General features: G+C 60.0%; 32 protein-coding genes. 14 read left to right on the plus strand and 18 right to left on the minus strand.

Annotation, left to right across the window (positions count from 1 at the left end; genetic code table 11):
• Nucleotides 1–34: 34 nt before the first annotated feature.
• Genes ACR0KX_RS10775 through ACR0KX_RS10790 form a run of 4 tightly spaced genes read right to left on the minus strand, consistent with a single transcriptional unit; the run spans nt 35 to nt 2,949 of the window.
• Complete coding sequence (locus ACR0KX_RS10775; protein ID WP_170623253.1) at nt 35–937, minus strand: OmpA family protein; 903 nt, start codon at nt 935–937, stop codon at nt 35–37.
• The gene (locus ACR0KX_RS10780; RefSeq protein WP_480583912.1) at nt 934–1,491 is read right to left on the minus strand and encodes a peroxidase-related enzyme; all 558 of its coding nucleotides are present in this window, start codon (nt 1,489–1,491) and stop codon (nt 934–936) included. The genes ACR0KX_RS10775 and ACR0KX_RS10780 overlap by 4 nt, the downstream gene beginning before the upstream one ends.
• 28 nt (nt 1,492–1,519) lie before the next feature.
• Nucleotides 1,520–2,230, minus strand: a complete 711-nt coding sequence (locus tag ACR0KX_RS10785; RefSeq protein ID WP_170623255.1) for a GNAT family N-acetyltransferase — start codon at nt 2,228–2,230, stop codon at nt 1,520–1,522.
• Nucleotides 2,227–2,949 (minus strand): molybdopterin-binding protein, encoded by a 723-nt coding sequence (locus tag ACR0KX_RS10790; protein WP_170623257.1) that lies wholly within the window; start codon nt 2,947–2,949, stop codon nt 2,227–2,229. Before ACR0KX_RS10790 ends, ACR0KX_RS10785 begins: the two co-directional genes overlap by 4 nt.
• A 49-nt stretch (nt 2,950–2,998) precedes the next feature.
• Between ACR0KX_RS10790 and sfsA the strand changes: the two genes are divergently transcribed.
• The 3 genes from sfsA to map all read left to right on the plus strand — a co-directional run bounded on the left by sfsA (nt 2,999) and on the right by map (nt 5,464).
• Nucleotides 2,999–3,712, plus strand: a complete 714-nt coding sequence (sfsA, locus tag ACR0KX_RS10795; protein WP_480708407.1) for a DNA/RNA nuclease SfsA — start codon at nt 2,999–3,001, stop codon at nt 3,710–3,712.
• Nucleotides 3,713–3,745: 33 nt separating this feature from the next.
• Nucleotides 3,746–4,543 (plus strand): hypothetical protein, encoded by a 798-nt coding sequence (locus ACR0KX_RS10800; RefSeq protein WP_480708408.1) that lies wholly within the window; start codon nt 3,746–3,748, stop codon nt 4,541–4,543.
• Between the two features lie 108 nt (nt 4,544–4,651).
• The gene (map, locus tag ACR0KX_RS10805) at nt 4,652–5,464 is read left to right on the plus strand and encodes a type I methionyl aminopeptidase (RefSeq protein WP_480708409.1); all 813 of its coding nucleotides are present in this window, start codon (nt 4,652–4,654) and stop codon (nt 5,462–5,464) included.
• A gap of 191 nt (nt 5,465–5,655) precedes the next feature.
• Here the strand turns inward: map and ACR0KX_RS10810 are convergent, their stop codons facing one another.
• The 4 genes from ACR0KX_RS10810 to ACR0KX_RS10825 all read right to left on the minus strand — a co-directional run bounded on the left by ACR0KX_RS10810 (nt 5,656) and on the right by ACR0KX_RS10825 (nt 8,709).
• Entirely contained in the window at nt 5,656–6,291 is a 636-nt protein-coding gene (locus ACR0KX_RS10810; protein ID WP_480708410.1) for an HAD family hydrolase, read from the minus strand.
• Nucleotides 6,292–6,442: 151 nt separating this feature from the next.
• Complete coding sequence (locus ACR0KX_RS10815) at nt 6,443–6,790, minus strand: hypothetical protein (RefSeq protein ID WP_170521254.1); 348 nt, start codon at nt 6,788–6,790, stop codon at nt 6,443–6,445.
• Nucleotides 6,791–6,940: 150 nt separating this feature from the next.
• Entirely contained in the window at nt 6,941–7,501 is a 561-nt protein-coding gene (gene rsmD, locus ACR0KX_RS10820; protein WP_170453600.1) for a 16S rRNA (guanine(966)-N(2))-methyltransferase RsmD, read from the minus strand.
• Complete coding sequence (locus ACR0KX_RS10825; protein ID WP_170453599.1) at nt 7,498–8,709, minus strand: FAD-dependent oxidoreductase; 1,212 nt, start codon at nt 8,707–8,709, stop codon at nt 7,498–7,500. The genes rsmD and ACR0KX_RS10825 overlap by 4 nt, the downstream gene beginning before the upstream one ends.
• A gap of 100 nt (nt 8,710–8,809) precedes the next feature.
• Between ACR0KX_RS10825 and ACR0KX_RS10830 the strand changes: the two genes are divergently transcribed.
• The 4 genes from ACR0KX_RS10830 to ACR0KX_RS10845 all read left to right on the plus strand — a co-directional run bounded on the left by ACR0KX_RS10830 (nt 8,810) and on the right by ACR0KX_RS10845 (nt 10,336).
• Nucleotides 8,810–9,295, plus strand: coding sequence for a peroxiredoxin family protein (locus tag ACR0KX_RS10830; RefSeq protein WP_170453598.1), 486 nt, complete (start codon nt 8,810–8,812; stop codon nt 9,293–9,295).
• 103 nt (nt 9,296–9,398) lie between these two features.
• On the plus strand, nt 9,399–9,644 hold the full coding sequence (locus ACR0KX_RS10835) for a glycine zipper 2TM domain-containing protein (RefSeq protein ID WP_170453597.1): 246 nt from the start codon (nt 9,399–9,401) through the stop codon (nt 9,642–9,644).
• A gap of 11 nt (nt 9,645–9,655) precedes the next feature.
• The gene (locus tag ACR0KX_RS10840; protein WP_480708411.1) at nt 9,656–10,000 is read left to right on the plus strand and encodes an EF-hand domain-containing protein; all 345 of its coding nucleotides are present in this window, start codon (nt 9,656–9,658) and stop codon (nt 9,998–10,000) included.
• A gap of 24 nt (nt 10,001–10,024) precedes the next feature.
• Nucleotides 10,025–10,336: a hypothetical protein gene (locus tag ACR0KX_RS10845; protein ID WP_170453595.1), complete on the plus strand. Its 312-nt coding sequence runs from the start codon at nt 10,025–10,027 to the stop codon at nt 10,334–10,336.
• Here the strand turns inward: ACR0KX_RS10845 and ACR0KX_RS10850 are convergent.
• The 4 genes from ACR0KX_RS10850 to ACR0KX_RS10865 are packed head-to-tail and all read right to left on the minus strand — an operon-like array spanning nt 10,333 to nt 13,075.
• Nucleotides 10,333–10,626, minus strand: a complete 294-nt coding sequence (locus ACR0KX_RS10850; RefSeq protein ID WP_170453594.1) for a 4a-hydroxytetrahydrobiopterin dehydratase — start codon at nt 10,624–10,626, stop codon at nt 10,333–10,335. The two genes, ACR0KX_RS10845 and ACR0KX_RS10850, sit on opposite strands and share 4 nt — an antisense overlap.
• Nucleotides 10,623–11,810, minus strand: coding sequence for a GNAT family N-acetyltransferase (locus ACR0KX_RS10855; protein WP_170623272.1), 1,188 nt, complete (start codon nt 11,808–11,810; stop codon nt 10,623–10,625). The genes ACR0KX_RS10850 and ACR0KX_RS10855 overlap by 4 nt, the downstream gene beginning before the upstream one ends.
• 45 nt (nt 11,811–11,855) lie before the next feature.
• Nucleotides 11,856–12,623 carry a glycerophosphodiester phosphodiesterase family protein gene (locus ACR0KX_RS10860; RefSeq protein WP_170623274.1) on the minus strand — a complete coding sequence of 256 codons (768 nt, stop codon included), beginning with the start codon at nt 12,621–12,623 and terminating at the stop codon, nt 11,856–11,858.
• Nucleotides 12,620–13,075: a RidA family protein gene (locus ACR0KX_RS10865; RefSeq protein ID WP_170521241.1), complete on the minus strand. Its 456-nt coding sequence runs from the start codon at nt 13,073–13,075 to the stop codon at nt 12,620–12,622. The genes ACR0KX_RS10860 and ACR0KX_RS10865 overlap by 4 nt, the downstream gene beginning before the upstream one ends.
• A 290-nt stretch (nt 13,076–13,365) precedes the next feature.
• On the opposite strand from ACR0KX_RS10865, the gene ACR0KX_RS10870 reads away from it, so the two are divergent.
• On the plus strand, nt 13,366–14,181 hold the full coding sequence (locus ACR0KX_RS10870; protein ID WP_170521239.1) for an MlaA family lipoprotein: 816 nt from the start codon (nt 13,366–13,368) through the stop codon (nt 14,179–14,181).
• Entirely contained in the window at nt 14,171–14,779 is a 609-nt protein-coding gene (locus ACR0KX_RS10875; RefSeq protein ID WP_170453589.1) for an ABC transporter substrate-binding protein, read from the plus strand. Before ACR0KX_RS10870 ends, ACR0KX_RS10875 begins: the two co-directional genes overlap by 11 nt.
• Before the next feature lie 105 nt (nt 14,780–14,884).
• Here ACR0KX_RS10875 and fliP read toward each other — a convergent pair whose 3' ends face one another.
• From fliP to fliF, 4 genes are read right to left on the minus strand one after another with little or no spacing between them, the layout of a single operon-like run.
• Nucleotides 14,885–15,613: a flagellar type III secretion system pore protein FliP gene (gene fliP, locus ACR0KX_RS10880; protein WP_170453588.1), complete on the minus strand. Its 729-nt coding sequence runs from the start codon at nt 15,611–15,613 to the stop codon at nt 14,885–14,887.
• Entirely contained in the window at nt 15,613–15,900 is a 288-nt protein-coding gene (locus ACR0KX_RS10885; protein WP_170453587.1) for a FliM/FliN family flagellar motor C-terminal domain-containing protein, read from the minus strand. Before ACR0KX_RS10885 ends, fliP begins: the two co-directional genes overlap by 1 nt.
• Nucleotides 15,893–16,489 (minus strand): ABC transporter ATP-binding protein, encoded by a 597-nt coding sequence (locus tag ACR0KX_RS10890; RefSeq protein ID WP_170453586.1) that lies wholly within the window; start codon nt 16,487–16,489, stop codon nt 15,893–15,895. The genes ACR0KX_RS10885 and ACR0KX_RS10890 overlap by 8 nt, the downstream gene beginning before the upstream one ends.
• A complete protein-coding gene (gene fliF / locus ACR0KX_RS10895) occupies nt 16,489–18,075 on the minus strand; it encodes a flagellar basal-body MS-ring/collar protein FliF (protein WP_170623276.1) in 1,587 nt (528 codons plus the stop codon). The genes ACR0KX_RS10890 and fliF overlap by 1 nt, the downstream gene beginning before the upstream one ends.
• Nucleotides 18,076–18,161: 86 nt before the next feature.
• On the opposite strand from fliF, the gene ACR0KX_RS10900 reads away from it, so the two are divergent.
• Genes ACR0KX_RS10900 through ACR0KX_RS10920 form a run of 5 tightly spaced genes read left to right on the plus strand, consistent with a single transcriptional unit; the run spans nt 18,162 to nt 22,817 of the window.
• Nucleotides 18,162–18,692 (plus strand): flagellar basal body-associated FliL family protein, encoded by a 531-nt coding sequence (locus tag ACR0KX_RS10900; protein ID WP_480626561.1) that lies wholly within the window; start codon nt 18,162–18,164, stop codon nt 18,690–18,692.
• 9 nt (nt 18,693–18,701) lie between these two features.
• Nucleotides 18,702–19,187 (plus strand): DUF6468 domain-containing protein, encoded by a 486-nt coding sequence (locus ACR0KX_RS10905; protein WP_170623278.1) that lies wholly within the window; start codon nt 18,702–18,704, stop codon nt 19,185–19,187.
• Nucleotides 19,187–19,771: a MotE family protein gene (locus tag ACR0KX_RS10910; protein ID WP_480626560.1), complete on the plus strand. Its 585-nt coding sequence runs from the start codon at nt 19,187–19,189 to the stop codon at nt 19,769–19,771. The genes ACR0KX_RS10905 and ACR0KX_RS10910 overlap by 1 nt, the downstream gene beginning before the upstream one ends.
• Nucleotides 19,772–19,818: 47 nt before the next feature.
• A complete protein-coding gene (gene motA / locus ACR0KX_RS10915; RefSeq protein ID WP_170453583.1) occupies nt 19,819–20,688 on the plus strand; it encodes a flagellar motor stator protein MotA in 870 nt (289 codons plus the stop codon).
• On the plus strand, nt 20,685–22,817 hold the full coding sequence (locus ACR0KX_RS10920; protein WP_480708412.1) for a hypothetical protein: 2,133 nt from the start codon (nt 20,685–20,687) through the stop codon (nt 22,815–22,817). The genes motA and ACR0KX_RS10920 overlap by 4 nt, the downstream gene beginning before the upstream one ends.
• A 144-nt stretch (nt 22,818–22,961) precedes the next feature.
• On the opposite strand, the gene ACR0KX_RS10925 is transcribed toward ACR0KX_RS10920, so the two are convergent.
• Both ACR0KX_RS10925 and ACR0KX_RS10930 read right to left on the minus strand, forming a co-directional pair.
• On the minus strand, nt 22,962–24,317 hold the full coding sequence (locus ACR0KX_RS10925) for an MmgE/PrpD family protein (RefSeq protein ID WP_480708413.1): 1,356 nt from the start codon (nt 24,315–24,317) through the stop codon (nt 22,962–22,964).
• A complete protein-coding gene (locus ACR0KX_RS10930; protein ID WP_170623282.1) occupies nt 24,314–26,755 on the minus strand; it encodes an FAD-dependent oxidoreductase in 2,442 nt (813 codons plus the stop codon). The genes ACR0KX_RS10925 and ACR0KX_RS10930 overlap by 4 nt, the downstream gene beginning before the upstream one ends.
• Nucleotides 26,756–26,833 lie beyond the last annotated feature (78 nt).

Consider the following 26,833-nt stretch of genomic DNA (forward strand, 5'->3'; position numbering starts at 1 on the left):
CCGCGCTTTTTTGGTGCGGGTCTTTTTTTATGCGTCAGTTGACCAGCAATACAGCCTCGACCCGGCGATTGACATCGCGGCCCTCGGCGGTGGCGTTTGAGGTGATGGGGGCCAGATAGCCGACGCCCTGCGCCTCGATCCGGTCGGCGGCCACGCCATGCGCCTCGATCAGACGGGTTCGAACGGCCTCGGCCCGGCGCTTGCTGACTGCGATATTGGCCTGCAAGGCGCCGGTATCGTCGGTATGCCCCACAAGCGCCAGCCGCGTGTCCGGCTTATCCGTCAGGAACCCGGCCAGCAACGCGAGCGAGGCAAAGGGGCCTTCGCCCAGCGCAACCTCGCCGGTGCGAAAGTGCAGGTCGTCCAGAATGACATGACCGGTTTGCTGGAATTCAGCCAGCAAACCGCCGGCCCCATCCACACTCTGATCGATCACGACAGGTGCCGGGGCCGGCGCATCAACCGGAGTTACCCGGATCATCTGCACATAGCCATCCGGCGGATTCCGGCTGACCAGCAGGCTCAGCACCTCGGATCCCTTCTGCGCGGACAGAAACCGATAGTCCTGAATGGCGACATACATATCCGGCGTTGGCACCACTTCGGTGCCGAACCTAAAATCGAAGCCGCCGCAAATGCGGGCCTCGCATTCGTACAGAATGTCATACCCCTGCGCTTCGATCTGGTCGCGCAACGGGGCAAGCAATTGCAGCGTCGTGCTGGACCCGGCCTGCAACCGCCATGTGACCCTTTCAACCTGCCCCTCGACCGTTCGGGCCGGAACCGCTCCATCTGCGAATGGCCCGGTTGGCAGATCATAGCTGTCCAGCGGTGAAATCCGCTGACTGATCTGCTGTGCGGATTGCGGCAGCGTCAGTTCCTGCGCAACCAGCGGGCTGGCCAGGATCACGGTCAAAAGGCTTAGCGTTCGGATCATCTGTACTGTGCGTGATACTCGGGGTTTGGAACCATAGCCGTGGCGCTGGCCACGCGGTTGGACATGTTGAAGAACCCGGTCACGTTGGCAATGTCCCAGATATCCCGGTCAGAGAACCCGACATCGCGCAGACGCTGGCGGTCGGGCTCTTCAATTTCGGTACTGGCTTTGGTCATCCGGGCAGCGAAATCCAGCATGGCGCGTTGGCGGTCGTCCAGCGGCGCGACGCGGTAATTCATCACCAGCATCTCACCCAGCTTTGGGTCGCCCGACAACTGCCGCACGGCAGCCCCGTGGGCCACAAGGCAATAGAAGCACTTGTTGATGGATGAGACGACCACTGCAATCATCTCGCGTTCCAGCTTTGACAACCCGCTATCTGCCAGCATCAGGTCGTTATACATGGTGGTAAAGGCGTTCAGCTTGTCGATGTCAAAGGCATAAGCCTTCAGCACATTTGGCACCATGCCCAGTTTCTCGACGCAGATATCAAAGTATTTCTGCGTCTCGGGCGGCAGCGGGTCTACCATGGGCAGGTCCAGCGCGGTAGGCATGTCTTGATGTGTCACGAAAACCTCTGTGTTAGATAAGCTGACGGTAATGGTATTCGCCCGCGATCTCCATCCCGAGCGCTTGGTACAGGCCATTTGCCCCGTCGTTCACCTTGGTGCAGATCACGCTGAAGGTTTCGGCACCATGTTCGCGCGCCCAGATCGCGGCACCCCGCACCGCCCACTGGCCCATGCCCTGACGGCGGTGATCGGGCAGAATTTCCAGCGCATGAAGCATTGCAACACCGTCATGAATAGCAACAAAAGCGACCCCGCAGGGTTGATCCTGATGCCGCAACAACAGGCCGATCTTGGGGCCTTTGACGCGCTCCATCACGGCGATGCGTTCCGGCCCTATACCCCCGGTCGCCCAGAGATCCCGCATGATCGCAAGCGGCTCCCAGACGGTGAACACCATGACACGCGGGATCGGCTGGTCGGTCAGATGGGATACCGGACAGGAATAGATGTTGACCGGATCCAGCACCTCGTACCCTCGTGCGGCAAGCTGCGCGTCAAGCGCCTCGTCCCCCGGACGCAGGCAAAAGATGCGCTTTTGCCCCATCGCCAGCATCGCCTGTTCGGCTGCTTCAATATCCGTGTCGCTGACAGGGCCAAACGCATTGGCCGCCGACACCCGCGAGCCACCGCCCTGCCCTTCGCGCAATTGAAACGGGCCCAGCCGTTCATAGCGGGCCGCGGGCCAGGTGCCGTCGACAATGTCGGCCCAGTTGACGTTCACAACTCCAGCTCTTTCGCCAGTTGGGTCATGGCGGCGTCGATCCGGGTGCCCTCGGTACCGCGAATGACGACATTTGCGCCAAAGACACCGTTGATCTGGAACGGGTAGCACCCGATTGTCAGGTCATCATAGGTTTCGGCCAGCGCGGAGAGGGTCGCTGCGATATCGCCCTCGCCCCGATTCACCCGCAGGGTCTGCGACAACAGGGGGCTGCCACCGGTCAGCTTGGGCAAAACACTGGCCACCATGGCCTGAAACACCGACGGCACCCCGGCCATCACATGCACGTTTTCGATGGTAAAGCCCGGCGCGGTCGAGACCGGGTTGTCGATCAAAATCGCCCCGTCCGGGATGCGTGCCATGCGCAGGCGGGCCTCGTTCAGTTCAAGGCCGGATTTGTCGTAATGCGCCTGCAACAGCGCCCGCGCATCATCGCGAATGTCGATATGCGCCCCAAAGGCCCGCGCGATGCAATCGGCGGTAATATCGTCATGGGTCGGGCCAATGCCACCGCTGGTGAACACATGATCGTACCGGTCGGACAGCGCCTTTGCGGCCCCTTCGATCTCGGGCGCGTCGTCGCTGACGATGCGGACCTCTTTCAGGTCGATGCCCTGTTTGGTCAACTCTCCGGCGAGATAGTGCATATTCGCGTCGCGGGTCCGGCCCGAGAGAATCTCATCCCCGATCACCAGCATTGCAGCGGTTGGATTGGCCATGGCGCTCTTCCTCTTGATCGACCCCTGGGGCAGGTATAGGCCGTGGGGCATGCGATTTGAAACCCCTCTTGTCCCCGCCCGCCTGATCCGCCGCTACAAACGCTTTCTGGCCGATTGCACGCTGGAGGACGGGCGCGAGGTTACAGCCCATTGCGCCAATCCCGGCTCGATGATGGGGCTGGCCGAGCCGGGCCAGAAAATCTGGCTGGAGCCCAATGACGATCCGAAGAAAAAGCTGAAATATGGCTGGCGACTGGTCGATCACGAAAACGGGCATTTCACCGGGGTCGATACATCGGTCCCGAACAAGGCCTTGCGTGCGGCGTTGGAGGCGCGTGAAATCCCCGAACTGGCCGCCTATGAAACCGTCCGCCCCGAGGTGAAATACGGCGAAAACAGCCGCATCGACTTTCTGCTGAGCGCGCCTGGCCTGCCCGACGCCTATGTCGAGGTCAAAAGCGTCACCCTGTCCCGCCAACCCGGTCTGGCCGAGTTCCCCGACAGCGTAACCGCGCGCGGCACCAAGCATCTGGGCGAACTTGCGGCGATGGCCGCGCAGGGGCACCGGGCGATCATGCTGTATCTGGTGCAGCGCACCGATTGCGACCGATTTGCGCTGGCCGCGGATATCGACCCGGCCTATGCGGCGGCGTTTGAGGCAGCACAGGCGAAGGGCGTTGAGCGGTTGGTCTATGGGACACGGATTACGCCGGAAGGTGTTTGGGTAGTTGCCAACAAACACCTAACTGCTCCATCCAATTAAATGAGATCAAACAGCGTACAAAGGTAATTGAAGATGAAAATTTGGACAATTAGCTATTTGTTTTTCAACGTATTATTGGCAACCGAGCTTTCTGCTGATAGTGCCGCACCTTCTTCGATTTTGGACGATCCGATTGCACGGTATACAAAGGAAAACTTGGAAGTTGATCAGTTGAGTTTCTGGTCGGAGGAAATTGTCATGCAAATTGCAGGGCAAGTTTCTCCAGATACGGCATTCTACTCAGCCTCTTTGGCTAAGATACTTGCTGACAATGCCGGTAGCGATCTGCGAATGATGGGAGACCCTGATACATGGTTTCTTTCCCAAAACTCACTGAGTGGAGGATCGAACCTGATTTTGATATTCCAAAACCTCGAAACCGAAAATCGCGAGGTGAAGGATACACTATTCCCGCAAGACATTGATGTAGATTTTACCAACTCCGCGCTTCAGGTTCGTCGTGCAGTCGGCAACGGTCTGAAGATGAGTAGACCTGGTTGCTATGGGAATTGGTCAACCAGTAGCAGCAACGTCATTGAAGCAACTGTGCAAGTCATCGATGTCAATTTATCAAACGATGAACAGAAACGGTGTGCAAATACTCTTATGCACGCGTCTTTTGGAGTCGCACCGACTTTTACAACACTTACATTTTCGGATATTCCCGGTATCGACAGCGACAAGGTTTTTGTAGACTCTACTGAACCAACATTATTGTTGAGGATGTTGACGTTTTGTCGGGAAGAATTGAACACCACAACAATTCAGTGTCCAAAGGACATATTGGAAAACCTGTATATGGTGCATGCGAAACGCTTGGCCAATCAATAGCGCTTCAGTTTGATCCGTAAACTCTTCCCGCGACCCCGCACCCTCTGGAACTTTCTGCGCAAGCAGCGTAAGTAAGGGGCTGCGCGAAACATTTGGAGCTTAGCGTCGATGAAAGACCATCGTGGCCGTCTGACAAAAGACGGTATCCGCATCTACGAACAGGGTGACTTTGCCGGCATGCATGCGGCAGGGGCCTTGGCTGCGCGGATACTCGACGATATTGCCCAGCATGTGTTTCCCGGTCAGACGACCGGCGCGATTGATGAGCTGATTACCCAAATGGTCGAAGACGCGGGCGCGACCTCGGCGACCATCGGCTACAAGGGCTATCAGCACGCAAGCTGTATCAGCGTGAATCACGTGGTTTGTCACGGCATTCCGGGTGAGAAAAAGCTCAAGGATGGTGACATCCTGAACATCGACGTGACCGTCATCGTTGACGGCTGGTTCGGTGATACCTCGCGCATGTATGTTGCGGGCAAGCTGCCACGCAAGGCTGAACGTCTGATCCAGGTCACCCATGACGCCTTGTTCAAGGGCATCGAGATGGTCAAGCCGGGCAACACTTTCGGCGATATCGGTCATGCGATTCAGGCTTATGTCGAAGCGCACCGGATGAGCGTTGTTCGCGATTTCTGCGGTCACGGGCTGGGCCGGGTGTTCCACGCCCCGCCCAACGTCCTGCACTATGGCCGCCCGGGCACCGGGGCCGTGTTGGAAGAGGGTATGTTCTTCACCATCGAGCCGATGGTCAATCTGGGCCGCCCCGAGACCAAGACGCTGGCCGATGACTGGACCGCCGTGACCCGCGACAAGTCGCTGTCGGCGCAGTTCGAGCATTCGGTGGGTGTAACGGCGGATGGGGTCGAAATCTTTACCCTGTCACCCGGCGGCAAGTTCCACCCGACCTATTCTTCGTGATCGGCGGCCTGGTCGCGCAGCAGTTTCAGCAGCAGGGTTTCGTGACCCCAGGGCGTTAGCGCGTCGTTGATAAAAACCGGCGCGCGCATCGGCCTGCGCTCGGGGGCCGGGGTGGCGTCGGCATCCTGTGAGAATGCCCAGATCGAAGGGGTCAGTGCGCGGTCGATGCCCGCGACCCTAGCACGGATGGATCAAATTCCCAAAAGGCGCGGCACTTCCGCCATGTCGGTGAAGACCTCTGCGCCAATCTCTGCCAGTTTGGCGCCACCCCCTTCGGGCGCAAAGCCAAGACACCGCATGCCCGCGCGCATCGCGGCGGTAACGCCGTTATGGCTGTCTTCGATTACAACCGGAGCGGATGCGCCAAAATGCTGCGCGGCCAGCAGAAGCATCTCGGGGTCCGGTTTTGCCGTTCCCAGTTGGTGGGCCGAGAACATGGCACCCTGAAACCGGTCCCAAAGCCCGTTCTGGCCCAGCGTGATCGCCATTTTGTCCGGGCTGCCGTTCGAGGCCACGCAGAACGGGATGCCGTGATGATCAAGCCAATCCAACAGGTCCCGGATACCGGGCATCAATGCCACGCCCTGACGCAAACGCTCGTAGGTTTCCGCATAGACCTCATTGATCCAGTCATCCGGCAAATCGGCCCCCAACGCACGCGCCTTGTCCCGCACGCCAGCCATTGTCCCACCGAGGAAAAACCCGACGCTGTCTTCCAGTGTCAGGTCCAGGCCGTACCGGCCCAGATTGTCCACCAGAACCTTATTGGACAGCGGCTCGCTATCGACCAGAACGCCGTTGCAATCGAAGATGACCAGATCGTGCATGAAGCCTCCGCGGATTTTGCGCCCGGCTTAACCCAGTGCAGGCCCCTGCGCAAATCCACGCTCAGCAGCAATCCGCGCGCGCCGTTTCAATCTGAAACAGTCCGCCTTGTCAGAGTGTTGGGTCAAGTGCACCGAACCGGTCACAACCCGTTCAGGATGCCGAGCATGTGCCCCTGTCAAATTGCTGCCCCGCCCCTTTGACCATCATGTCATATTCCATGCTGTGATAATCGACGACAAAGGTGATCACTCCGGTCTCCTGCATCAGCAGGAATGTCATGCTGTCCAGGCCGGGGTAAATATCCGCCTCGCCCTGCACGTCAGTTGTCATGATGTAGCCCTTGTCGGATCCACCCGAACGCACCAGCGTCACACCCTCGCTGTTGACGTCTGAGATGCAGTTGACGAAGAAATCATCCATGTCGATCTGGGTTTCGGCCACACTGGCCGAGGCGGCGGCACAGCCGATCAGCAGGGCTGGAAGGGTCTTGGAAAACATTCAGGTACTCACTGTCCGGGTTGCTAAACTCAATTTCGGCTACCGGCGATTCTGGCCCAAAATGTGTCCCCAACCTCCGCAAAATAGGGCATTAACCATTCGGCAGGGTCGATCACGGGAATGTGAATCCAGCCTTGCTGCGGATCAGCGTCAGTTTTCCGGGCTGCGCCACATCAGCGAGATATGCGTGTCGCCATACTTGCGGGCGCTGTGCAGATCGAACCCGTCCGGCGCGGCCATGGGGGCGTTTTCCTCCCACACGATCAGCGCGTCCGGGGCGATCCAATTGCCCTCGACCGCCCTGGCGAGGGCCTTTTGACCCATGCCCTTGCCGTATGGCGGGTCCAGAAAGATCAGATCGTAAGGGGCATCCGGGTTGTCGCCCAGCCGCGTTGCATCGCGGCGGATCAGATCGGTACGGTCCGTGCTGCGGGTCAGGTCGATATTCTTGCGGATCAATCCCTGCGCCACCCGCCCGTCATCGACAAAGCTGACATGGGCCGCTCCGCGCGACAGCGCCTCAAGCCCCAGCGCGCCGGTGCCTGCGAACAGGTCCAGCACGCGCAGGCCGTCGAAATCGATCTGATGGGTCAGGACGTTGAACAGGCTCTCGCGCACCCTGTCCGTGGTGGGACGCAGATGCGCGCCTGCGTCCCCCTTGCCGACCGAGGCCAAAGCCCGGCCCCGGAATTCTCCGGCAATGATCCTCACGCCTTGAGCAGCGGTTTCAGGTTCGCATCCGGGTCGGCCACAATGGCCGGATCGGCGGTTTTTCCCATTTCGATCAGCCGTTTGGCGACCATATAGGCGCGCGGATCGTTCATCGCGTCCACGGCAATCAACCGGTCTCCGTCATAATACCAGAAGGACACACTCTGGCCTTCGCCCTGCCGGGTCACCACGCGGTCATAGCCGGTGTTCAGGCCCGCGATCTGCAGTTTGACGTCGAATTGATCCGACCAGAACCACGGTGTTGCCACATAATCCCTGGCCGCGCCCATCATGTTCTGGGCTACGATCTCGGCCTGATCGATCGCGTTGGGCACGCTTTCCAGACGGATACGCGTGTCGCCATGCGGGAAGGACGCGCAATCCCCGGCGGCCCAGATCGACGGGTCCGAGGTGCGGCCATGGGCATCGGTCTTGATCCCGTTGTCCAGCTCCAGCCCTGCCATCTCGGCCAGTTGGGTCGAGGGGGCGATACCAACGCCCACCACCACAAAATCCACCTCAAGCTCGGTTCCGTCGGTCAGAACAGCGCCAACCACCTTGCCATTGTCACCAACCAGACGATCCAGCCCGACGCCTTCGCGGATATCGGCACCGTATTCCGTATGCAGCGCGCGGAAATAATCGCTGGTCTCGGGGGCTGCGACCCGTTGCAGGATGCGGTCGGCCATTTCGACCAGAGTCACTTTCACGCCGCGCTTGGCGCAGACGGCTGCGGCCTCAAGCCCGATATAACCGCCGCCCACGATCAGGGCACGCGCACCGTCCGTGACGCGAGGCTCCATCTCATCGATATGGGCCAGATCGCGCACCACATGCACGCCCTGCAAATCGCCACCGATGGCAGCGGGCAGGCGGCGCGGGTCCGATCCGGTGGTCAGCGCCAGTTCGTCATACGAGATGACATCATCACCCACGGTCACGGTTTTGGCCTGCGGATCAATCGCCGTCACAGGCTGGCCCAGACGCAGGGTGATGTTGTTGTCGGCATAGAAGCTTTCGGGCCGCAGGAACAGGCGCTCCAGCTCCATCTCACCCAGCAGATAGGCCTTGGACAAGGGCGGGCGCTGATAGGGCAGATGCGGCTCGGCCCCGATCAGGGTGATGTCCCCGTCAAACCCATCATTGCGCAGACGCGCAACCAAAGATGCCCCGGCCTGCCCGGCACCGATCACGACAATATGGCTCATGTTCCTCCCACCCTGTCGAATTCCCGTGGTCTCATCCACGTGGTCACCTATATTGCGGCTGAACCCGACTCTGCAAATCCAATCAACAGGAGTGCTATAAATGATTTCGACAGGTGACCAGCTACCAGATGCGACTCTCACTCAACTGGGTGCGAACGGCCCGGAAGAGGTGCGGATTTCAGACAAGACCAAAGGCCGCAAAGTTGTGATCTTTGCCGTACCCGGCGCGTTCACTCCGACATGCCATTCAGCGCATGTGCCCAGCTTCATGCGCACCAAGGACCAGTTCGACGCCAAGGGCGTGGATGAGATCATCTGCGTGTCCGTCAACGACCCGTTCGTGATGAAAGCATGGGGTGAAGCCACCGGCGCGACCGAGGCGGGCCTGACCCTGCTGGGCGATGCAGCGTCCGAGTTCACCAAGGCGATCGGGATGGATTTCGACGCCCCGCCTGCCGGGCTGATCGCACGCTCCAAACGCTATGCCATGCTGGTCGAAGACGGCACCGTCACAGCCCTGAATCTGGAAGACAACCCCGGCGCGTGCGAGGTTTCCGCGGGCGAGGGGCTGCTGGACGTGATCTGAACCCTGACGGCCCCGGCATGGTCGGGGCCAGATGAACCCAAATTAACTTGATACAACGCCCCGTTGCGCGAATACTTGGCGCATAGAACACGGGAGTTGATTTATGAGCCTCAGATTTATTTCCCTAATTGCCGTCAGCGCGGGCGTTTTGGCCGCCTGCGGTCCGGCACCCACCCCGCAACAACAGGCCGCGCGCCAGCACGAGATTGCCTGCCTCAGTGGCACGTTGGGCGGCGCATTGATCGGCGGCGCAATCGGCAACCAGTTCGGCGGCGGGTCTGGCAAGACAATCCTGACGGCGGCGGGCGCTGCTGCGGGCGGTTTTGAAGGGCAGAGATTCGCATGTTGAGGGGATTGAAAATGAAACCACTTATTCTTGCCGCGACTGTCGCCCTGGCGGGTGCAGCCAGCGCGGAAACCGTGGCCGAGTTGCACGAAAAAGAACTGAACAACATTGACGCCAACAATGACGGGTTTCTGTCCAAGGACGAGTTCAACGCCTTTTCCGATTACGCCTTTCAAACGATGGACGAGGACAAGAACGGCACGTTGGGTCTGGACGAAGCCAAACCGTTTCTGGACATCAATCAGATCCGGGACGTTGACCACAACGGCGACGGCTTTATCTCAAGATCAGAGTACGACGCGCAGATGGGTCGCGACTTCACCTCTGCCGATCAGGACGGAAACGAACGACTGGACTAGGCCAACTCTGAACAGGAGCGCGCTATGAACAAATGGATCGCCTTTGGGGCGCTTGTTGCACTTGCGGCCTGTGATGTACCGCAAGCCCCTGTTGTCACGGGGCCGGACGGTCAACCCCGCATTCAGATCAATCTCAGCGGGCTGACCTGCTACAATACCAAATGCCTTGATATTAATCCGGCTGCACGCAGCGTGCGGCAGGTGGGCAACCGCACAACCCGCATCCCCGGAAATATCAATGTCAGCGACGGCACCGTCACCCCGGCCGAGTTCCAGCAGATGGGCGTTGCAGCCTCATTGGCCGGCGGAATGGGATCGCGCGGGGATCGGGGCTAGATCAGGCTGTCCATCTTGCGCGCCAGCTTGGCGTCCAGCGCGGACAACCCGCCGACGTCATGGGTGGACAGGGTCACCTCGACCGTGCGGTAGACGTTGGACCATTCGGGGTGGTGATTCCATTTCTCGGCCCAGATCGCCACCTGTGTCATCCAGCCAAAGGCGGCAACAAAATTGTCGAAAATAAAGGTCTTGGTGATCGCGTCCCGGCCTTCGACCATGGTCCAGCCATTGTTGAACAGCGGGTCCAGAAGGGGGCCACGGGTCTCGGTCGACAAAAGCTCGGTCATTGCTGTTCCTCCGGGTTCGATTTTCTGAACGGGCCGTAATCCGTCAGAATCTCAATCTCTTCTCCCACCGCGCGGCCTTCGGCGTCCAGATATTTTTTGACGGCATCGGCAAATCCCGGATCGCCGACCCAATGCAGGCTGTAGGTGCGCGCCGGAAGGTAACCGCGCGCCAGCTTGTGTTCCCCCTGCGCGCCCGCCTCGACCCGCTGCAGGCCCTGAGCGATGGCAAAGTCGATGGCCCTATAATAGCACAGTTCGAAATGCAGGCAGGCGTGATGTTCGACACAGCCCCAGTACCGACCAAACAGCGTCTCGCGCCCGATAAAGTTCAGCGCCCCGGCAATCGGATACCCGTCGCGCTCGGCCAGAACCAAGGCCATATCATCCGCCATTGTATCCTGAGCGATATCGAAGAACTGCCGCGTCAGGTAGGGCGAGCCCCATTTTCGCGCGCCGGTGTCCTGATAGAACCGCCAGAACGCATCCCAATGCTCGGGGCGCAGATCATCGCCGGTCAGCGTGCGTATCTCACCGCCAAACCCGTTTGCCTGCGCCCGTTCCTTGCGGATATTCTTGCGCTTGCGCGAGGACAGGGCGTTCAGAAACCCGTCGAAATCGGCATAGGTGTCGTTCAGCCAGTGGAACTGTTGCGATTGGCGCAGCATCAGGCCCATCTGTTCGCCCGCCAACGCCTCATCCTCGGTGCAGAAGGTCGCGTGGATTGATGAGACCCGATTGTCTGCCGCCAGTTGCACCGCACCCTGCACCAACGCCGACATGCCAATCGCTTCATAGCCCGGACGCACCAGAAACCGCCGCCCGGTTGCGGGGGTAAAGGGCACGGCAATCTGCAGTTTCGGGTAATAGCGCCCGCCCGCGTTTTCATAGGCATGCGCCCAGCTATGGTCGAAGATATATTCGCCCTGACTGTGCGACTTGGCGTACATAGGTGCCGCCGCAATCAGCATCCCGTCCAGATAGCAGGTCAGATATTGCGGCTGCCAGCCGGTGCCCCGCCCGACCGAGCCGCTGTTTTCCAGCGCCAGTAGAAACCGATGGGTGGTGAACGGGTCCAGCGGGCGCCCGCCATCGGCAGCTTCGGGACACGCGCAGGCATCCCACTCGGCCGCAGAAATCTGCGAAAGCGTGGCTACGACCTGAACCTCGATTTGCGCCTGATCCATGTGCCCTCCGCGTCTGACCTTTATCTGTGACGGTCGGGGGTGGGTTCAACCCGGATGCGGGGCCAAATACCCTTCGAAGGTCACATTGTCGGCAACCGTGCGGGCCTGTGCCTCTTGCTCGGGCGAGCGCACGGTCCAGCACAGAATAGGAACCCCTTCCGCCTTCAACTCGGCGACACGCGGGCGGTCCAGATCCGCGACCTCATGGCTGATGAAACTGGCACTAACCCTGTCGAAATCCGGAATGCCGCGCAGGTGGTCGCAGATTTCGTCAGACAGCGGCCAGTCCTGCGGATCATAGCTGCTGGTTACGATCCCGCGCGGCAGATGCGGGGCCAACCGGGCCAGTTCGGCCACGCTGTTGGGGTTGAAAGACATCAGCGCCACCGGACCTTCGTAACCTTGCAAGGCCCGCACGGCATCCGCCTCAAGCGGGCCGACATCGGCGCCCATCGCGCCATCCTGATCCTTGAACTCGATCAGCAGCGGCACTTTTCCGGCGACCATCGCAAGAACCTCGTCCAGCGCGGGGATACCGTCATCGCCGTGCAGCAATGGGGTGTCCGCCGCCTGCGCCGAGGTGATCCGCCGGATCGGGCCGGGCTGGCCGGTCAGACGCGCCATGTCATAGTCGTGAAAGACCATCGCACGATTGTCCGCGGTCAATTGCAGATCGATCTCGATCCCGTACCCGGCATCAATCGCCGCCTGAATCGCCGCCCGGCTGTTTTCCGGGCGGTTGTCCGACGTGTCATGCAGGGCCCGGTGCGCAATCGGGACCTGCAGGAATTCCGGTGGCAGCCTGGGGGTCATTGGACCTCGAATATTCCTTCAATCTCAACCGCGACACCCAGCGGCAGGGATGCGGCACTGACGGCCGAGCGTGAATGACGGCCTGCATCGCCCAGCGCCTCGACCAGAAAATCGGACGCGCCGTTGATCACCTGCGGCTGCGCGGTAAAATCAGCGGTCGAGTTCACAAAACCGGTCAGCTTGATCACGCGCACCAGCTTTTCGATATCGCCGCCACAGGCCGCTTTGACTTGTGCCAACAAGTTGATGGCACAGACCTTTGCCGCCGCCGCACCGGCCTCGACATCCATGTCGTCGCCCAGCTTGCCGGTGATCAGATCATCCGCCTTCGAAATCTGGCCCGACACGTAAACAATGTTGCCCATACGCACGAACGGCACATAGTTTGCCGCAGGCGCGGGGGCGTCGGGCAGGCTGACGCCCAGACTTTCCAGTTTTGCTGTGATACTCATGGGATCGTCCTTACCAATTGTCGACTCGGCCGGACGCTACCCGGTCAAGCGCGGCGGGGAAAGCGATAAACCGGCATTTTGCCGATCGGCTGCGATCTGGGCGTAACTTCTCTTATTCCGAAGTGTTGAAGCTATGTCACTTTACCGCGCAGTAGCAGACGCGCTAAACGCTAGATGTTTCATTTGAGACGCGAAACAACTATGTGACAACGACTTGTGCCAACGCGGCACTATATTATCGATTGAAAGCCCGACCCGCCGGGTCAGGTCACTTTGGAGTAGCTAAGACCGTGTTGAGCAGATTGCGCCTGAAACACCTTATTGTGCTGTCCCTTTTGCCGATCCTGTCGGCCTGCGCCACCCAGCCGCCCGAGCAGGCCGCCCGGGGTGAGGTGTTTGACCCCTACGAAAACACCAACCGGGGCATCCACAGATTCAATCTGGGCGTTGACCGGTTCCTGTTCCGTCCGGCCTCGAAAGGGTACGTGAAGATCGTGCCCGATCCGATGGTGACCAGTTTCAGCACGTTTGCCGAGAACATCTCGCTGCCCGGACAGGCGGTCGACTACCTTTTGCAGGGCAACCCCAAGCAGATGGGCAACGCGTTGCTGCGCTTTGTGGTCAACATGACCGTCGGCGGGTTTGGCCTGTCGGCCCCTGCGGACGAACTGAACCTGCCGCCGGTCGATACGGATTTTGGCGAAACCCTGCATGTCTGGGGGTTTGGTGAGGGGGCTTATGTCGAGCTGCCTTTCTACGGCCCCTCGACAACGCGCGATGCGGTCGGCGTTGTGGTCAACCTGTTCTCGAACCCGATCAATTTCACGCCGACCCGGCCCGCCGACAACCTTGGCGTCTATGCCGAGGTTGTGCGCCGCATGGGCGACCGGGGACGGTTTTCGGACACGGTTGACTCGATCCTCTATGAAAGCGCCGACAGTTACGCCCAGGCCCGCCTGATCTATCTGCAAAATCGCCGGTTCGAACTGGCGCGCGATGATGAGGACGCCTATCTGGACCTGTATTCCGATCCCTACGCCGAAATCGGAACCGACCCTGTCAGGGACCCCTACCTAGACCCTTACGAGGACCCCTATGCCGAGTAATTCTTTGAACCGTCGTCATTTTCTTTCTGCCGGTCTGGCCGGATTGGCACTGACCGCCCTGCCTTTGCCCGCGCTGGCCCAGACCGAAGCCAGCGCCAAAGCGCTGGTGAACAGCGTCGTGGCCGAGATCAACCGCGTCATCGCCTCGGGCAAGTCCGAGAACGCCATGCTGCGCGATTTCGAGAAGATCTTTGTGCAATACGCCGATGTGCCGATCATGGCGCGCTATGCGTTGGGGGCCGATGCCCGCTCGGCCAGCCCGGCACAGTTGAGGCAGTTTACCAAGGCCTTCCAACACTACATCTCGCGCAAATATGGCCGCCGCTTCCGCGAGTTTATCGGCGGTGAGGTCAATGTACGTAACGCCCGCAAAATCCGCGCCGGTTTTGAGGTCCGGACCATGGTCAAACTGCAGGGCTCATCCCCGTTCGAAGTGACGTTTCTGGTGTCTGACAAATCGGGGCGCGACAAGTTCTACAACATGTTCATCGAAGGCGTGAACCTGCTGTTGACCGAACGTACCGAGATCGGAGCGATGCTGGACGCCCGTGGCGGCGACCTGAACCGGTTGATCAAGGATCTGAACCGCACAGCCTGACCGGCTTTTCAGAAACATCTGGGCCGCGTTGTCGAACACAACGCGGCTTTTTTCGTTCAGGTAGGCGCTTTGAAGCCCTGCCTGACTATCTGAAAAGGGGCAGCACTAAGGCATGTAACTGCGCACCAACGCACTGGCGATCAAGGCCCAGCCATCGGCGATGACGAAAAACGCCAGCTTGAAGGGCAAAGATACAATTGCAGGCGGCACCATCATCATGCCCATCGACATCAGCACCGCCGCGACCACCAGATCGATGATCAGAAACGGCAGGAAGATCAAAAACCCGATCTGAAACGCGCGCGCGATCTCGGACAACATGAAGGACGGCATCAGAACGGACAGCGGGGCATCTGGCGACAGTTCCATCGCCTCACCCCCCGGGCGCAGCGCAGCCATGGCCTGAAACGTATCGCCATCCAGCCGCGCAGCCATAAAGGCGCGAAACGGCTGCAGCGCGCGCTCCAGCGCTGGTTCCACCTCCATCGTTTCGTCGATCATCGGGCGGATTCCGGTCGTCCAGGCCTCTGTAAAGACCGGGTCCATGATGAAATAGGTCAGAAACAGTGCCAAGCTGACGATCAGCATATTCGGCGGCGATTGCTGCAGCCCGATCCCTTGACGCAGGATCGACAGAACCGTGATCAGGAACGGAAAACAGGTGATCATGATCGCCAGCCCCGGCGCGAGGCTGAGGACCGTGATCAGAAGGATCAACTGGATCGTACGCGCCGAGAGTGATCCACCCTCACCCAAAGACAGCGAGACCTCCTGCGCGGCCACAAGCGACGGCATCAGAACCGCCGCCAAGACCAGCCCGATCAGCAGGCGCATCAACCAATCCCGTTTTGCAGATCGGCAATTTCCGTCAGTCGGACCGCCAGTTGACCCGCCCGGTCGCCCTCCATCTCCTCCAGCAGGCCGCGGGCAACCAACTGATCCCCGACATACAGATCCACCGGGTCTTCGATCCTTTTGTCCAACGTCAGCACAGCGTTTTCGCCCATGTTCAGCAAATCCCGGATCAGGGGGCGCGCGCGACCGACGGATACGGTCACTTCGATGGGCACCGCGTCAAAAGGGTTCGGTTTTTCAGAGTTTTGGGTCTGGGGGTCACTCATTTGACAATGCCTCTTTTGCCTCAAAAACATATGCGTCGAAGGCCCGCGTGACCGAGTCCAGCAGCGCGCTGCAATCCACCTCGCTGCGGGCTATGCCGACCTGCAACCGGGCCTGTCCCTGCTCGAGCGCGGGGTCTTCGATCACTTTCGGCCTCGGTGACAGGGTCGCGGGGATCAGGGCGTCCACCTCGGCCATACATCCGACCGGCACGATGACCTGCATCGGCTGCCCGATCTGTTCACGCGCCATCTCGGACAGGTGTTCGACCAGTTGCGCGGCAAAGCCCCGGTCGATCATGTCCGGTAAGACCAGATTGGTCAGGCTCTGGAACATCGGCTCCAGCGACAGCGACATGCGGGTGATCGCCTCGGTATAGGTAAAGGACATATCCTCAAGCGATTTACCCAACTCGGACGAGATTTGCCCCCGGCTTTGTTCCTGCGCCTGCAAGGCGTCTTCCCACCCCGCCCCATAGCCTTGTTCAAAGGCGGCCAGGCGCTGTTCCTCCAGTGCGTCTTCGTCCAGCAGATGAACCTGCCCGCCGTTGGCCTGAACGGTGAAATCTTCAAGAAGATGAGCAATTGTCATCACACGCGCTCCTCACCTTCTTCCAGCCAACTGCGCAGGATTTCGACCGTCTCCTCCTGTTTGTCGCCAATCATCGCGCGCAACCGGTCAACCGGATCCTGCGACGGGGCCACACCAAGCGCGGGCACTTCGGCCTGCGCGGCCAGCGGCGCGAAGTCCGAACTGCCATCCGGTGCGATTTCGCCGGTCAGCACAGGTGCGCCTTCGGTGACATCCCCGGCGCTTGCGGGCAGCAAGGCCGGTGCCGTCGCGGGTTTCATCAGGATCGGGCGGATGACGAACATGGCCAGAACCAGCGAGACCGCCGCCAATACAGCCATCTGGATCAGCGACATCGCGTCCAGATGAATGGACTGCCACATCGATGCCGACACCAACGTCCCCTGCGGGTCAACCGGCGGCAAATCCAGCGATTTCAGGGTGATCACATCCCCGCGGTCCGCGTCAAATCCAACGGCCGAGGCAACCAGCTCCTCTAATGCATCCAATTCGGTCTGCGGCAACGGCGCGAAACTTTCGGCCTCACTGGCGTCAACCGTGCGCGTTCCATTGACCAGAACTGCAACGGTCAGACGTTTGATGGCACCCGGCGCTGTGTGAACCTCCAACTCGGTCTCGGAGACTTCGTAATTTATCCGTTCGCGCGTCTGCGTTGCGGTCGAATTCGATTCGTCGCCCCCTGCCCCGTCGCCATCCGGCAGGTTCGAGGCGACCGTCACATCCGCAGATTGGTTGCGGGCGCTGTCCGAACGCTCTTCGACATCGGTACTGATCGCGACGCGTCCTTTGGGATCAAAACGCCGCTCGCGGATCGATTCGGTTTTGGTCACCGTGTCCACGCTGACCTCGACCACAGCGTTGCCGGCCCCAACACGCGCCTCGACCAGACGCAGAACACGCTCGCGCAGCTGTCGGGATTTGTCATCCGCCGTCTCGGCCGCAACCGCAGTGTCCTGCACGCCAATCACGGCCCCGTTCGAATCGACAACCGTTACATTTTCCGGCGCCAGGCCACTGACAGCCGAGGCGACCAGAAACCGGATCGCCTTGGCCTGATCGCCGGTCACATCCGCGCCGGACGGCACCAGATAAACCGAGGCCGTGGGCGCCACGCTGCGCTGAAACGGATTGGCCGATCCATTTGCGATATGCACCCTCGCCTGACTGACATGAGGGCTGCCGACGATCGTCCGGGCAAGTTCGCCTTCTTTCGCGCGCCAATAGGCGGCATCGAACATCTGAGATGTGGTGCCAAACCCGCTGAGGGAATCCAGCAGCTCGTACCCGCGATTGCCGTTCGCGGGCAGGCCTTCGCTGGCCAGCGTCATCCGCAGCTCATCCCGCTGCCCGCCGGGCACATAAATCGATCCGCCCCTGATTTCGTAGGGCACACCGCGCTGATCCAGTGAACGGACGATGTCACCAGCGGCACCGCTTTCCAGCCCCGCATACAGCAAGGTCATCGACGGCGCGGTCGCCAGCCGCGACATGCCAAGGATCCCGAGAAACACCAGCACAACCGCACCGGCAACGATGATTTGTTTTCGCCTGTCCAAACTTGCCCAGACAGTTCCGATCTGCTGCACGCTCACCTCCGACTCGCCGACATTCTGCCCGGCGCATCCCCTGTTTGGACGATTGCCCTTAACAATCGGTTAGTCCCTGAGGGGATATGACGGATTCACAGCAGATGGATGAGGACGTCATGGCCGACGCAACAGCAGAACAGGCGGAAACCCCTGAGAAAAAAGGGAAAAAGGGTTTGATGGTCGGGTTGATTCTGGCCGTGGCCGGGGCGGCAGGCGGCTATTTTCTGACGACATCAGGTCTGTTGCCGATTGGCGGCGGGGCTGAAAAATCGGCAACAGATGACCAAACGAAAGAGAGCAAGGCCAAACCCCTTGCGGATGTTGGATTCGTCGATTTGCCGCCGGTGATCATTTCTCTGATCGAAGGCCAGTCGCGCCATCTGAAATTTCACGCACAGCTCGAAGTTAACGCTCCGTACATCGCTGATGTGGAAAAAATACAACCGCGAATCATGGATGTGCTGAACGGCTATCTGCGGGCGGTCGAGGTGTCAGATCTGGAAGACCCGCTGGCATTGACGCGGATCCGGGGACATCTGCTGCGGCGGATCGGGATTGTTACGGGCGAAGGCCGGGTGCGCGACGTGCTGGTCATGGAATTTGTACTGAATTAGGAGGCGGGATTGGAGCTTATTGCGGATATTTTGCTGGTTGCGGGCGCTTTGGGCGCGGGTCTGTATTGCTTTGTCCTGTCGCGCAGGTTGCGGCGATTCACCGACCTTGAAAAAGGTGTGGGCGGCGCGGTGGCTGTGTTGTCGTCACAAGCGGATGAGCTGAAAAAGTCCCTCGACAACGCGCGCGCTGCCTCGGATCAGTCGGGCGATGTGTTGAAAGAGCTGACGCAACGCGCAGAAAGCGTGGCACAGCGGTTGGAATTGATGATGGCGTCCATGCATGACGTGATTCCAGCCGAAGAAGAAAAGGTTGAAAAAGCGGGTCCTAAGGCACCAAAGGTCGAGGCTTCAGAATCACCTGAGGCCGCGGATGAGACCACGCCTGAAGAGCAGCCGAACCAAGACTCCGAAGATATGGCGGAGGAGACCACGGCCAAGGCCCCGGAAGGCCTGATGTTCTTTCGGCACGGCCGCAAGATGAATGAGGCCACCTGATGGGCATCCGACGGGCGACCAAAAGACGAGACCGCCCTCGCGCCGGGGTGCTGACGGTGATCTCACTTCTGATGATCGGGTCTGCGGCCATCCGCGTCGGGTTAGAGGCGGGGCCTGCCCTTGCCAAATCTGCCGAGCCTGAACAGGCCAAAGCCACCCAAACCCCAACCGATACGCGCGACGTTCAGGTCGTTCTGACGGAACTGCTGCGCCGCGAAAAGCGGGTGAAACAGCGTGAAGATGTGGTGTTGGACAAGGAAAAGGCGCTCCAGATCGCAAGCGAGGCCATCGAAACCCGCTTGGCGGCGTTGCAGGAGGCTGAAGAGTCTCTGCGTGCGACCCTGGCGGTTGCGGACAAGGCGGCAGAGACCGACCTGACGCAGCTGACGGATGTCTACCAGAACATGAAACCCAAAGACGCAGCCGCCTTGTTCGAAACCATGGACCCGACATTTGCATCCGGATTTCTGTCCCGCATGCCGCCGGAAGTCGCCGCGAACATCCTGGCCGGTCTCAGCCCCGATGCGGCCTATACGGTCAGCGTCGTCATGGCGGGCCGTAACGCCACCGCACCGCAAGAGTAGACGGCCATGCAAACCAAACCTGTCCTGAACACATCTGGGGATCGCAAATGATTGGAATTGTTGGAATTGTCGTCATTTTCGTGATGGTGTTCGGCGGCTATCTGGCCGCCGGGGGCAAGATGACCATCATCCTGAAATCGCTCCCGTTCGAGATGATGATGATCGGCGGTGCGGCGGTTGGGGCCTTTCTGATCAGCAACGATATCGGCGGTGTCAAACACACGATCAAAGACATGGGAAAGGTCTTCAAGGGACCGAAATGGAAGCCCGAAGACTATCGCGATCTTTTGTGCCTGCTGTTCTCGCTGATCCGCATCGCGCGGGCCAATCCGGTCGAGGTTGAACAACATATCGAAGACCCCGAAAACTCCAGCCTGTTTTCCGCCTATCCCAAGATTCAGTCCGACAAAGAAGCCGTCGATCTGATCTGCGACACGATGCGTTCAGCCGCAATGAACTATGACGACCCACATCAGGTCGAGGAGGTGTTGGAAAAACGGATGGAGGCGAATTTCCATCACGCCATGCACTCGAGCCACGCGTTGCAAACCGTCGCGGACGGGCTTCCGGCACTTGGGATTGTTGCTGCCGTTCTGGGTGTGATCAAAACCATGGGCTCGATCGACCAGCCGCCCGAGGTGTTGGGCAAGCTGATCGGCGGGGCGTTGGTGGGGACATTTCTGGGTGTTTTTCTGGCCTACGGGCTGGTCGGCCCCTTCGCGGGTAAGCTCAAGACCGTTGTGGAAGAGGACAACCATTTCTATCAACTCATAAAAGAGGTGCTGGTCGCCAACCTGCACAACCATAACGCGGCCATGTGCATCGAAGTCGGCCGCCAAAACACCCCTACGCATAACCGCCCCGGTTTTTCCGAACTTGAAGAGGCGTTGAAAGAGCTCAAGCAGGCGGCGGCATGACCCGACTTTTAAAGCTGATTGCTGCCCTGATCGCGCTTGCGTCACCTGCATTCGCGCAAGAGGTGACGGTTCGGTCGGGTGAACACGCGGGCTTCACACGACTGGTGTTCAACGTGCCGCCCGACACGGGTTGGGTTTTGACCCATCGCAAGAACGGGGCGCGATTGTCGGTCGATCTGGAGGCTGCGACCTTCCAAACCAACGCGGTCTTTGGACGGTTGACCACAAATCGTCTGGCCGCAGTGTCGCAAAAGAAACCCGGGGACGGGCTGGATCTGGAATTCGGCTGCGACTGTGTTGCCTCGGCTTTCCTGTATCGGAAGTCGATGATTGTTCTGGACATCGCGCCGGGTACAGCGTTGCCTTCTTTGTTGGCCGATATCCCCCCGCCCCGGCCTGAACCACAGAAGAAACGCGCACGTCAAGACCCCGTGACATCGTTCGAATTGCCTTTACTGTCGATGAGCGGTCAAGCGTTCAAAGATCAGTTGTCGACCAGACTATTGCAGGGCGCGGACCGAGAGGTGCTGGACCTGAACCTGGCCGGAATCCGCCCAAGGCGGTCCTCCGATTTACCGGCTTTGCCCATGATCGACGGCTTGCAGTCGAATGTGCAGCTGTCGACCGTTCTGGACGACCTGAATGCCATTCTTGGTGCTGAATTCCCGCAAATCGATGCAAAACCGGCGTGTTTCACGACGGTCGAGCTTGGGTTTGAAACATGGTCGGATTCGCGACCGTTTCAGGAGCAGGTCGCGCAGCTGCGCGCTGGCTTGTTCAAAGAGTTTGATGATCTGGATGAGGACCGGGCAATGGCTTTGGCCAGGCTGTATGCGTTCCATGGTTTCGGTGCTGAGGCGGTTCAAATGCTAAAAATGCTGGCGGATCAAAACTCTGACGCGGACCGTGTCCAGGCAATCGCCCATATCGTGGACAATCGGCCGCTGTCGGCAACATCTCCGTTTCAAGGACTGCAACGCTGCGACAGCGATGCGGCCCTGTGGGCGGCGTTGGCTGAACAGGAATTGGCGCCGGAGGCAAGGGTTGAGGCGATCGAGCAGGGCTTTGCGCGGCTGCCTGATCACCTGAGACGCAGTCTCGGGCCTCGGTTGTCTTCGATTTTGGTCAACGCAGAAGAATTGGAAGCCGCCCGGCGGATCTTGCGGTCGGTGGACCGGGTTGAGGATGCAACCACCCCGGCACTCTCACACGCCAGGGCAAAAGTCGCCGAAGCCGAAGGCGATATGGCGGCTGAGGAGGAACATCTGTCCCAGGTCATCACCGCACCGGACGCGCCGGATGAGGCCGCATTGGCTCTGGCCCGGCTGGTCGAGAAGCGATGGACCGACCGGGGGGCCGTTTCCCCGCAGGAACTGGAATTGGCGGCGGCTTATGCGACGGAACTCCGCCAGTCAGAGATGGGGCCGATGATGACCAGAACGCATGCGGTTGCTTTGGCACTGACCCAGGAATTCGACGCTGCGTTTGACCTGATCGATACGCTGCCTGACGGTTCTGACGCGCCTGCGGTTTTGGACCGGCATCTGCAATTACTGGCTGAGCGTGCAGATGACATCACCTTTTTGCGGCAGGTTTTGACTTTGTCGGGCGATCAAACCAACGGTGTATCAACGCCGACGGCGATAGCTCTGTCTGAACGGTTGATGGGGCTTGGCTTTGGGTCCCGGGCTTTTGCATTTGCCAACCGGGACCAAGACCGCGCACGACGATCCGAACGGGCGCGGTTGCGGGCGCGGGCCGTGTTGCAGAATAACCGCCCGCATCAGGCGATGCTGGAGCTTGCGGATGACTCCTCGGACGAGGCCAGTGCTTTGAGGGCCCGCGCGCTGGAGGCCAGCCAAGAATTCGCAAAGGCCGCAGAAGTGTTGAGCGAACTGGGTGATCTACAAGCGGCCAATAGGTATTTCTGGCTCGCGGACCTGCTGGAGAAGACAGACGCGAACGCAGTAGGTAAATACGTAAAGCTGAGCGAAACCACGCAAGCCTTGAGAAACCCGCCCGAGAGGTTGGCGGATAAACCCCTTGCGGATGCGGCCAACCTGTTGAACGACAGCATCGAAGCGCGGCAGCAGATCAGCACGTTATTAAACGCCGTTGAGTCTGAGTGATCCAGTGCCGATCCACGCATCCTTGATCTGAGTGTCGCAGCCTATCGCTTTTTGGGCCTGATCCGTTCGTGACAAGGAACTGGTTCGAACAGCAAGGGGTCAGTATTCAGTGAATAAATTGTGCCCCGAGCAGGCCAACCTGCCTTATCCTCCGAGCGGTGGCTGATACAGCAACTCGGCCAGATCCGCGTAGCGAGAATGTGGATTGGTCCAGCCCAGTATTGCCGTGCGGATTTGCTCGGCGCGGGTTGCGCCGATGACCGGAGCGGCAAATTGCGTGTACTTCTCGATCACCTCTTGCCGCGAGATTGGCGATTCCGGCCCGCCTCGGGCATGGATGTCTCCGGAGAGCAGAACGCGCCCGTCGGTGGTTTCGATCTCGACATCCGCCCAGCGCCCTTCGGGGAAACGGGCAGAATGCCGATCACGTTCCGAGATCTTTATGCGCGACATGAACCGGGCGACAACCGGGTCAGACAGTCCGGTGCCCGAGATATGTTCGACGCCGATACGGCCATAAATAGCGTGAACAGCGGCGGCAAATGGCAGAGAGTATTGGGCTTGCGACGTTGTTTGCGGGACGCCTGCAAACAGGCAAGCCGCCTGATGGAAGCTGTTGATCTGCACCGATTTGATCTGGTCATGGGTCAAATCGTGGTCGATCATGACAGCCCTAAGCGCGTCGATAGCAGCATGCGCCCACCGACAAATCGGATAGGGTTTCACATATTGATGCTCGACCTGCCAGAACCTGCCCAAATCGTCCCAATGCGGGGCCGCACTGTCCGCCTCAATCGTGATCGCGGGGGCCCCGGTAAATCCACGCTCGGCCAGAACAGCGGCTGAAACACCGACCATTGCCCCCCAGCCCGAGCCGTCATGCAGCATGGTAGGGTTCGCAATCTCGCGCATCATCTGGCTGCGCGGCCCGTGGTATTCGGCAATGCCCAGCGCCTGCCGCAACTGGTCGTCATCATGCCCGCGCAAACGTGCGGCCATGGCGACCACACCCAAGGCATTCCAGGCGCCGGACGTGTGGTAATCACTGACGCTGTCATGCAGCGAAAGCCCCGCGCGGCCTGCGATTTCGTAACCGGTGATCACCGCAGCCAGGGCCTCGGGGCCCGTTAGATTGGGGCAATGTTCAGCCAAAGCCGCCAGCGCGGGCAGAACCACAACACCGATATGCCCCTTGGTCGGGTTATAGCCGTCATGCCCGTCCAGATTGTCGGTCTGCGTTGCCGCCGCATAAGCCGCGCCCGCCATGCTGACCGAACGGCCATCGAACATCATGCGCGCGCTGAAGGACGGATCGGAACTGGCATACAGCAGCGCTGCGGTGTCGCGCGCGATCACGCCCGCCTGCATCGGTCCCGCGGCGATCAGGATGCCCATCGTGTCCAGCATCATCAGCGCCGCAGCCTCCTGCGCGCTGGTCGGCATGTCGGCAGCCGCCCGCGTCAGCGCAAAATCGGCAACACGGGCGAAGCTGTTGGTCACGCCGCGCCCTCCATCACCGGTTTCACGTCACGCAAACGGTGGCCTGCCGGATCGAACGGGGGGTCTGACAGGATCTTGGCCTTGTGGGGTTTGCCAAGAATGTAAATCTCGACCGTATCGCCGGGTTTGGCCACCTTAGGGTCGGCATAGCCGATGGCCAGCGATTTTCCGACCGAATAGCCGTATGCGCCCGAGGTCACGCGGCCCACCGGCGTGCCATCCGGGGCAAAGATCGGCTCACCCCCGCTGGCGTCGGCATCTGCGGCGTCAACCTCGAAGTTCGACAGGACCTCACGCGCGGCATTGTCCTTGATGGACAGATACGCGTCTTTGTGCAGGAAGTCCTTGTCCAGTTTGATCAGGCCCGCAAGGCCAACCTCTTGCGGCCAGTATTCCTGAGAATATTCGCGCCCCCAGGAACCATAGCCCTTTTCGATCCGCAGCGACCCCAGCGCGCGGCCGCCAACCGGGCCGCCGCCATGGTCCTTCGCGGCCTCCAAAAGCGCTGAATAGAGCCTGATTTGGTCGGATTCAGCACAATGCAGCTCCCACCCCAGATCGCCCGTAAAGCTGACACGGATCGCCAGGCAGGTAACGCCTGCGACTTCGATGGTTTGCGAGCGCATGAAGCGGAACGCCTCGTTCGACAGGTCCGCGTTGGTCAGGCGTTGCAGGACATCGCGGGATTTCGGACCGGCCACGTTGAATCCGGCGATCCGGTCGGTCGCGACGTCCAGCGTGGTACCGTCGGGCAGGTCGACCATGTTGAAGAAACGCTGGTGATAGCGCTCGGCCATGCCCGAGCCGATCATCATATATTCGTCTTCGGCAACCTTGGTGATGGTGAAATCCCCGGCCACACCACCGCGCACCGAGATCAAAGGGGTCAGGCAGGACCGCCCGACCTCGGTCGGGACACGATTGGCGACCAGACGATCCAGCCAATCATAGGCGCCGGGGCCCTTGATCACGTAATTGGCAAAGTTCGAGATATCGATCACGCCGACCGCGTCCCGCAACATCTGAACTTCACGCCCGACCGGCTCCCACCAGTTCTGGCGGGTGAAGCCGTTGGTTTCGACAGTGCCGGGCTGGTCGGCAAACCACAGCGGATGTTCCCAGCCGCAGTTCAGGCCGAACACGCAGCCCATATCCTTTTGCATCTCATAGGCCGGGCGCACGCGGGCGGGGCGACCGGCGCTGCGTTCCTCGTTCGGGAAGTGGATGGCGAAGCGATGCGAATACTGATCTTCGACCCGCGCCCTGGTGAATTTTTTGTCGGCCCAATCACCAAAGCGGGCCAGATCCCAGGCGAACATGTCGTATTGCGGCTCGCCCTCGATCATCCATTGCGCCGCCAACAGGCCCAGCCCGCCGGATTGCGAAAAGCCTGGGATGATACCGGTGCAGCAGAAATAGTTCTGTAGCTCGGGCACCGGGCCCCAGATCGCGTTGGAATCCGGCGACCAGATCATCGGGCCGTTGATGACGCGTTTGACGCCCGCGGTGGCGGCAACCGGAACACGTTCGGTGGCGCGGATCACGTTTTCCATGATCCGATCCAGATCGTCGGGGAACAGATCATGCGCGAAATCCAGCGGCGTGCCGTTTTCAGCCCAGAACCGCATGTCTTTCTCATAGGCCCCGATCAGCAGGCCGTTGCCTTCCTGACGGAAGTAATACTCGCCATCTCGATCCGCGATCGACGGCAGACGGCGGCCCATATTGGCCACTTCATCGATGGCCTCGGTCACGAAATACTGATGCTCTGTCGGTTGCAGTGGTAATTCGATCCCGGCCAGCGCCGCAACCTCGCGCCCCCAGAGGCCCCCGGCATTGACGACCCATTGCGCGTGGATGTCACCCTTTTCAGTCCGCACGATCCACGAGCCGTCTGACTGTTGTTCAGTCCCTATTACAGGGCAAAACCGCTCAATCGTGGCACCCATGGCCCGTGCGCCTGCGGCATAGGCCATGGTCACACCGGACGGATCGACATTGCCACCATCGGGTTCGTACATGATGCAACGGATATCATCGAACTGCGCCAGCGGGTGCAATTCCTTGGCCTGCTCGCGGCTGATCTCATAGAAGTTCAGGCCGTAGAACCGCGCCTTGGCCTCCTGCAACCGCAACTGATGCTCGCGGTCTTCGGTTTGAGCCAGATAAAGCGAGCCCGGCTGGAACACGCCGCAGCCCTGACCGGTTTCCTTTTCCAGCTCTTTATACAGGTTCATCGTATAGTGCTGGATCCGCGTGACATTGTTGTTGTCATGCAGCCCGTGGATGTTGGCCGCCGCGTGCCAGGTCGAGCCTGACGTCAGTTCATCCCGTTCCAGCAGAACAACGTCAGTCCAACCGAGCTTGGCCAGATGGTAAAGGATTGAACAACCAACAAGGCCCCCTCCGATAACGACGGCCTGTGCGTGGGTTTTCATGGGGTCTCTCCTGTAAAGCGGTCGCGGTCAGAGCGGCACGGTTACAGGTAAGTCAGCCATAGGTTGGAAATGGCATGT

Source organism: Ruegeria sp. BG5 (assembly GCF_056538425.1).

Bases quoted from the DNA above. Each gene is read 5' to 3' on its own strand.
- ACR0KX_RS10835 (WP_170453597.1), top strand. From the start codon at position 9,399: ATGAGCCTCAGATTTATTTCCCTAATTGCCGTCAGCGCGGGCGTTTTG.
- ACR0KX_RS10815 (WP_170521254.1), bottom strand. From the start codon at position 6,790: ATGTTTTCCAAGACCCTTCCAGCCCTGCTGATCGGCTGTGCCGCCGCC.
- ACR0KX_RS10900 (WP_480626561.1), top strand. From the start codon at position 18,162: ATGACGGATTCACAGCAGATGGATGAGGACGTCATGGCCGACGCAACA.
- ACR0KX_RS10885 (WP_170453587.1), bottom strand. From the start codon at position 15,900: ATGAGTGACCCCCAGACCCAAAACTCTGAAAAACCGAACCCTTTTGAC.
- ACR0KX_RS10775 (WP_170623253.1), bottom strand. From the start codon at position 937: ATGATCCGAACGCTAAGCCTTTTGACCGTGATCCTGGCCAGCCCGCTG.
- ACR0KX_RS10890 (WP_170453586.1), bottom strand. From the start codon at position 16,489: ATGACAATTGCTCATCTTCTTGAAGATTTCACCGTTCAGGCCAACGGC.
- ACR0KX_RS10845 (WP_170453595.1), top strand. From the start codon at position 10,025: ATGAACAAATGGATCGCCTTTGGGGCGCTTGTTGCACTTGCGGCCTGT.
- ACR0KX_RS10855 (WP_170623272.1), bottom strand. From the start codon at position 11,810: ATGGATCAGGCGCAAATCGAGGTTCAGGTCGTAGCCACGCTTTCGCAG.
- ACR0KX_RS10920 (WP_480708412.1), top strand. From the start codon at position 20,685: ATGACCCGACTTTTAAAGCTGATTGCTGCCCTGATCGCGCTTGCGTCA.
- ACR0KX_RS10800 (WP_480708408.1), top strand. From the start codon at position 3,746: ATGAAAATTTGGACAATTAGCTATTTGTTTTTCAACGTATTATTGGCA.
- ACR0KX_RS10790 (WP_170623257.1), bottom strand. From the start codon at position 2,949: ATGGCCAATCCAACCGCTGCAATGCTGGTGATCGGGGATGAGATTCTC.
- ACR0KX_RS10810 (WP_480708410.1), bottom strand. From the start codon at position 6,291: ATGCACGATCTGGTCATCTTCGATTGCAACGGCGTTCTGGTCGATAGC.
- ACR0KX_RS10825 (WP_170453599.1), bottom strand. From the start codon at position 8,709: ATGAGCCATATTGTCGTGATCGGTGCCGGGCAGGCCGGGGCATCTTTG.
- ACR0KX_RS10930 (WP_170623282.1), bottom strand. From the start codon at position 26,755: ATGAAAACCCACGCACAGGCCGTCGTTATCGGAGGGGGCCTTGTTGGT.
- ACR0KX_RS10860 (WP_170623274.1), bottom strand. From the start codon at position 12,623: ATGACCCCCAGGCTGCCACCGGAATTCCTGCAGGTCCCGATTGCGCAC.
- ACR0KX_RS10865 (WP_170521241.1), bottom strand. From the start codon at position 13,075: ATGAGTATCACAGCAAAACTGGAAAGTCTGGGCGTCAGCCTGCCCGAC.
- sfsA (WP_480708407.1), top strand. From the start codon at position 2,999: ATGCGATTTGAAACCCCTCTTGTCCCCGCCCGCCTGATCCGCCGCTAC.
- fliP (WP_170453588.1), bottom strand. From the start codon at position 15,613: ATGCGCCTGCTGATCGGGCTGGTCTTGGCGGCGGTTCTGATGCCGTCG.
- ACR0KX_RS10830 (WP_170453598.1), top strand. From the start codon at position 8,810: ATGATTTCGACAGGTGACCAGCTACCAGATGCGACTCTCACTCAACTG.
- ACR0KX_RS10875 (WP_170453589.1), top strand. From the start codon at position 14,171: ATGCCGAGTAATTCTTTGAACCGTCGTCATTTTCTTTCTGCCGGTCTG.
- ACR0KX_RS10840 (WP_480708411.1), top strand. From the start codon at position 9,656: ATGAAACCACTTATTCTTGCCGCGACTGTCGCCCTGGCGGGTGCAGCC.
- map (WP_480708409.1), top strand. From the start codon at position 4,652: ATGAAAGACCATCGTGGCCGTCTGACAAAAGACGGTATCCGCATCTAC.
- ACR0KX_RS10850 (WP_170453594.1), bottom strand. From the start codon at position 10,626: ATGACCGAGCTTTTGTCGACCGAGACCCGTGGCCCCCTTCTGGACCCG.
- ACR0KX_RS10910 (WP_480626560.1), top strand. From the start codon at position 19,187: ATGGGCATCCGACGGGCGACCAAAAGACGAGACCGCCCTCGCGCCGGG.
- ACR0KX_RS10780 (WP_480583912.1), bottom strand. From the start codon at position 1,491: ATGCCTACCGCGCTGGACCTGCCCATGGTAGACCCGCTGCCGCCCGAG.
- motA (WP_170453583.1), top strand. From the start codon at position 19,819: ATGATTGGAATTGTTGGAATTGTCGTCATTTTCGTGATGGTGTTCGGC.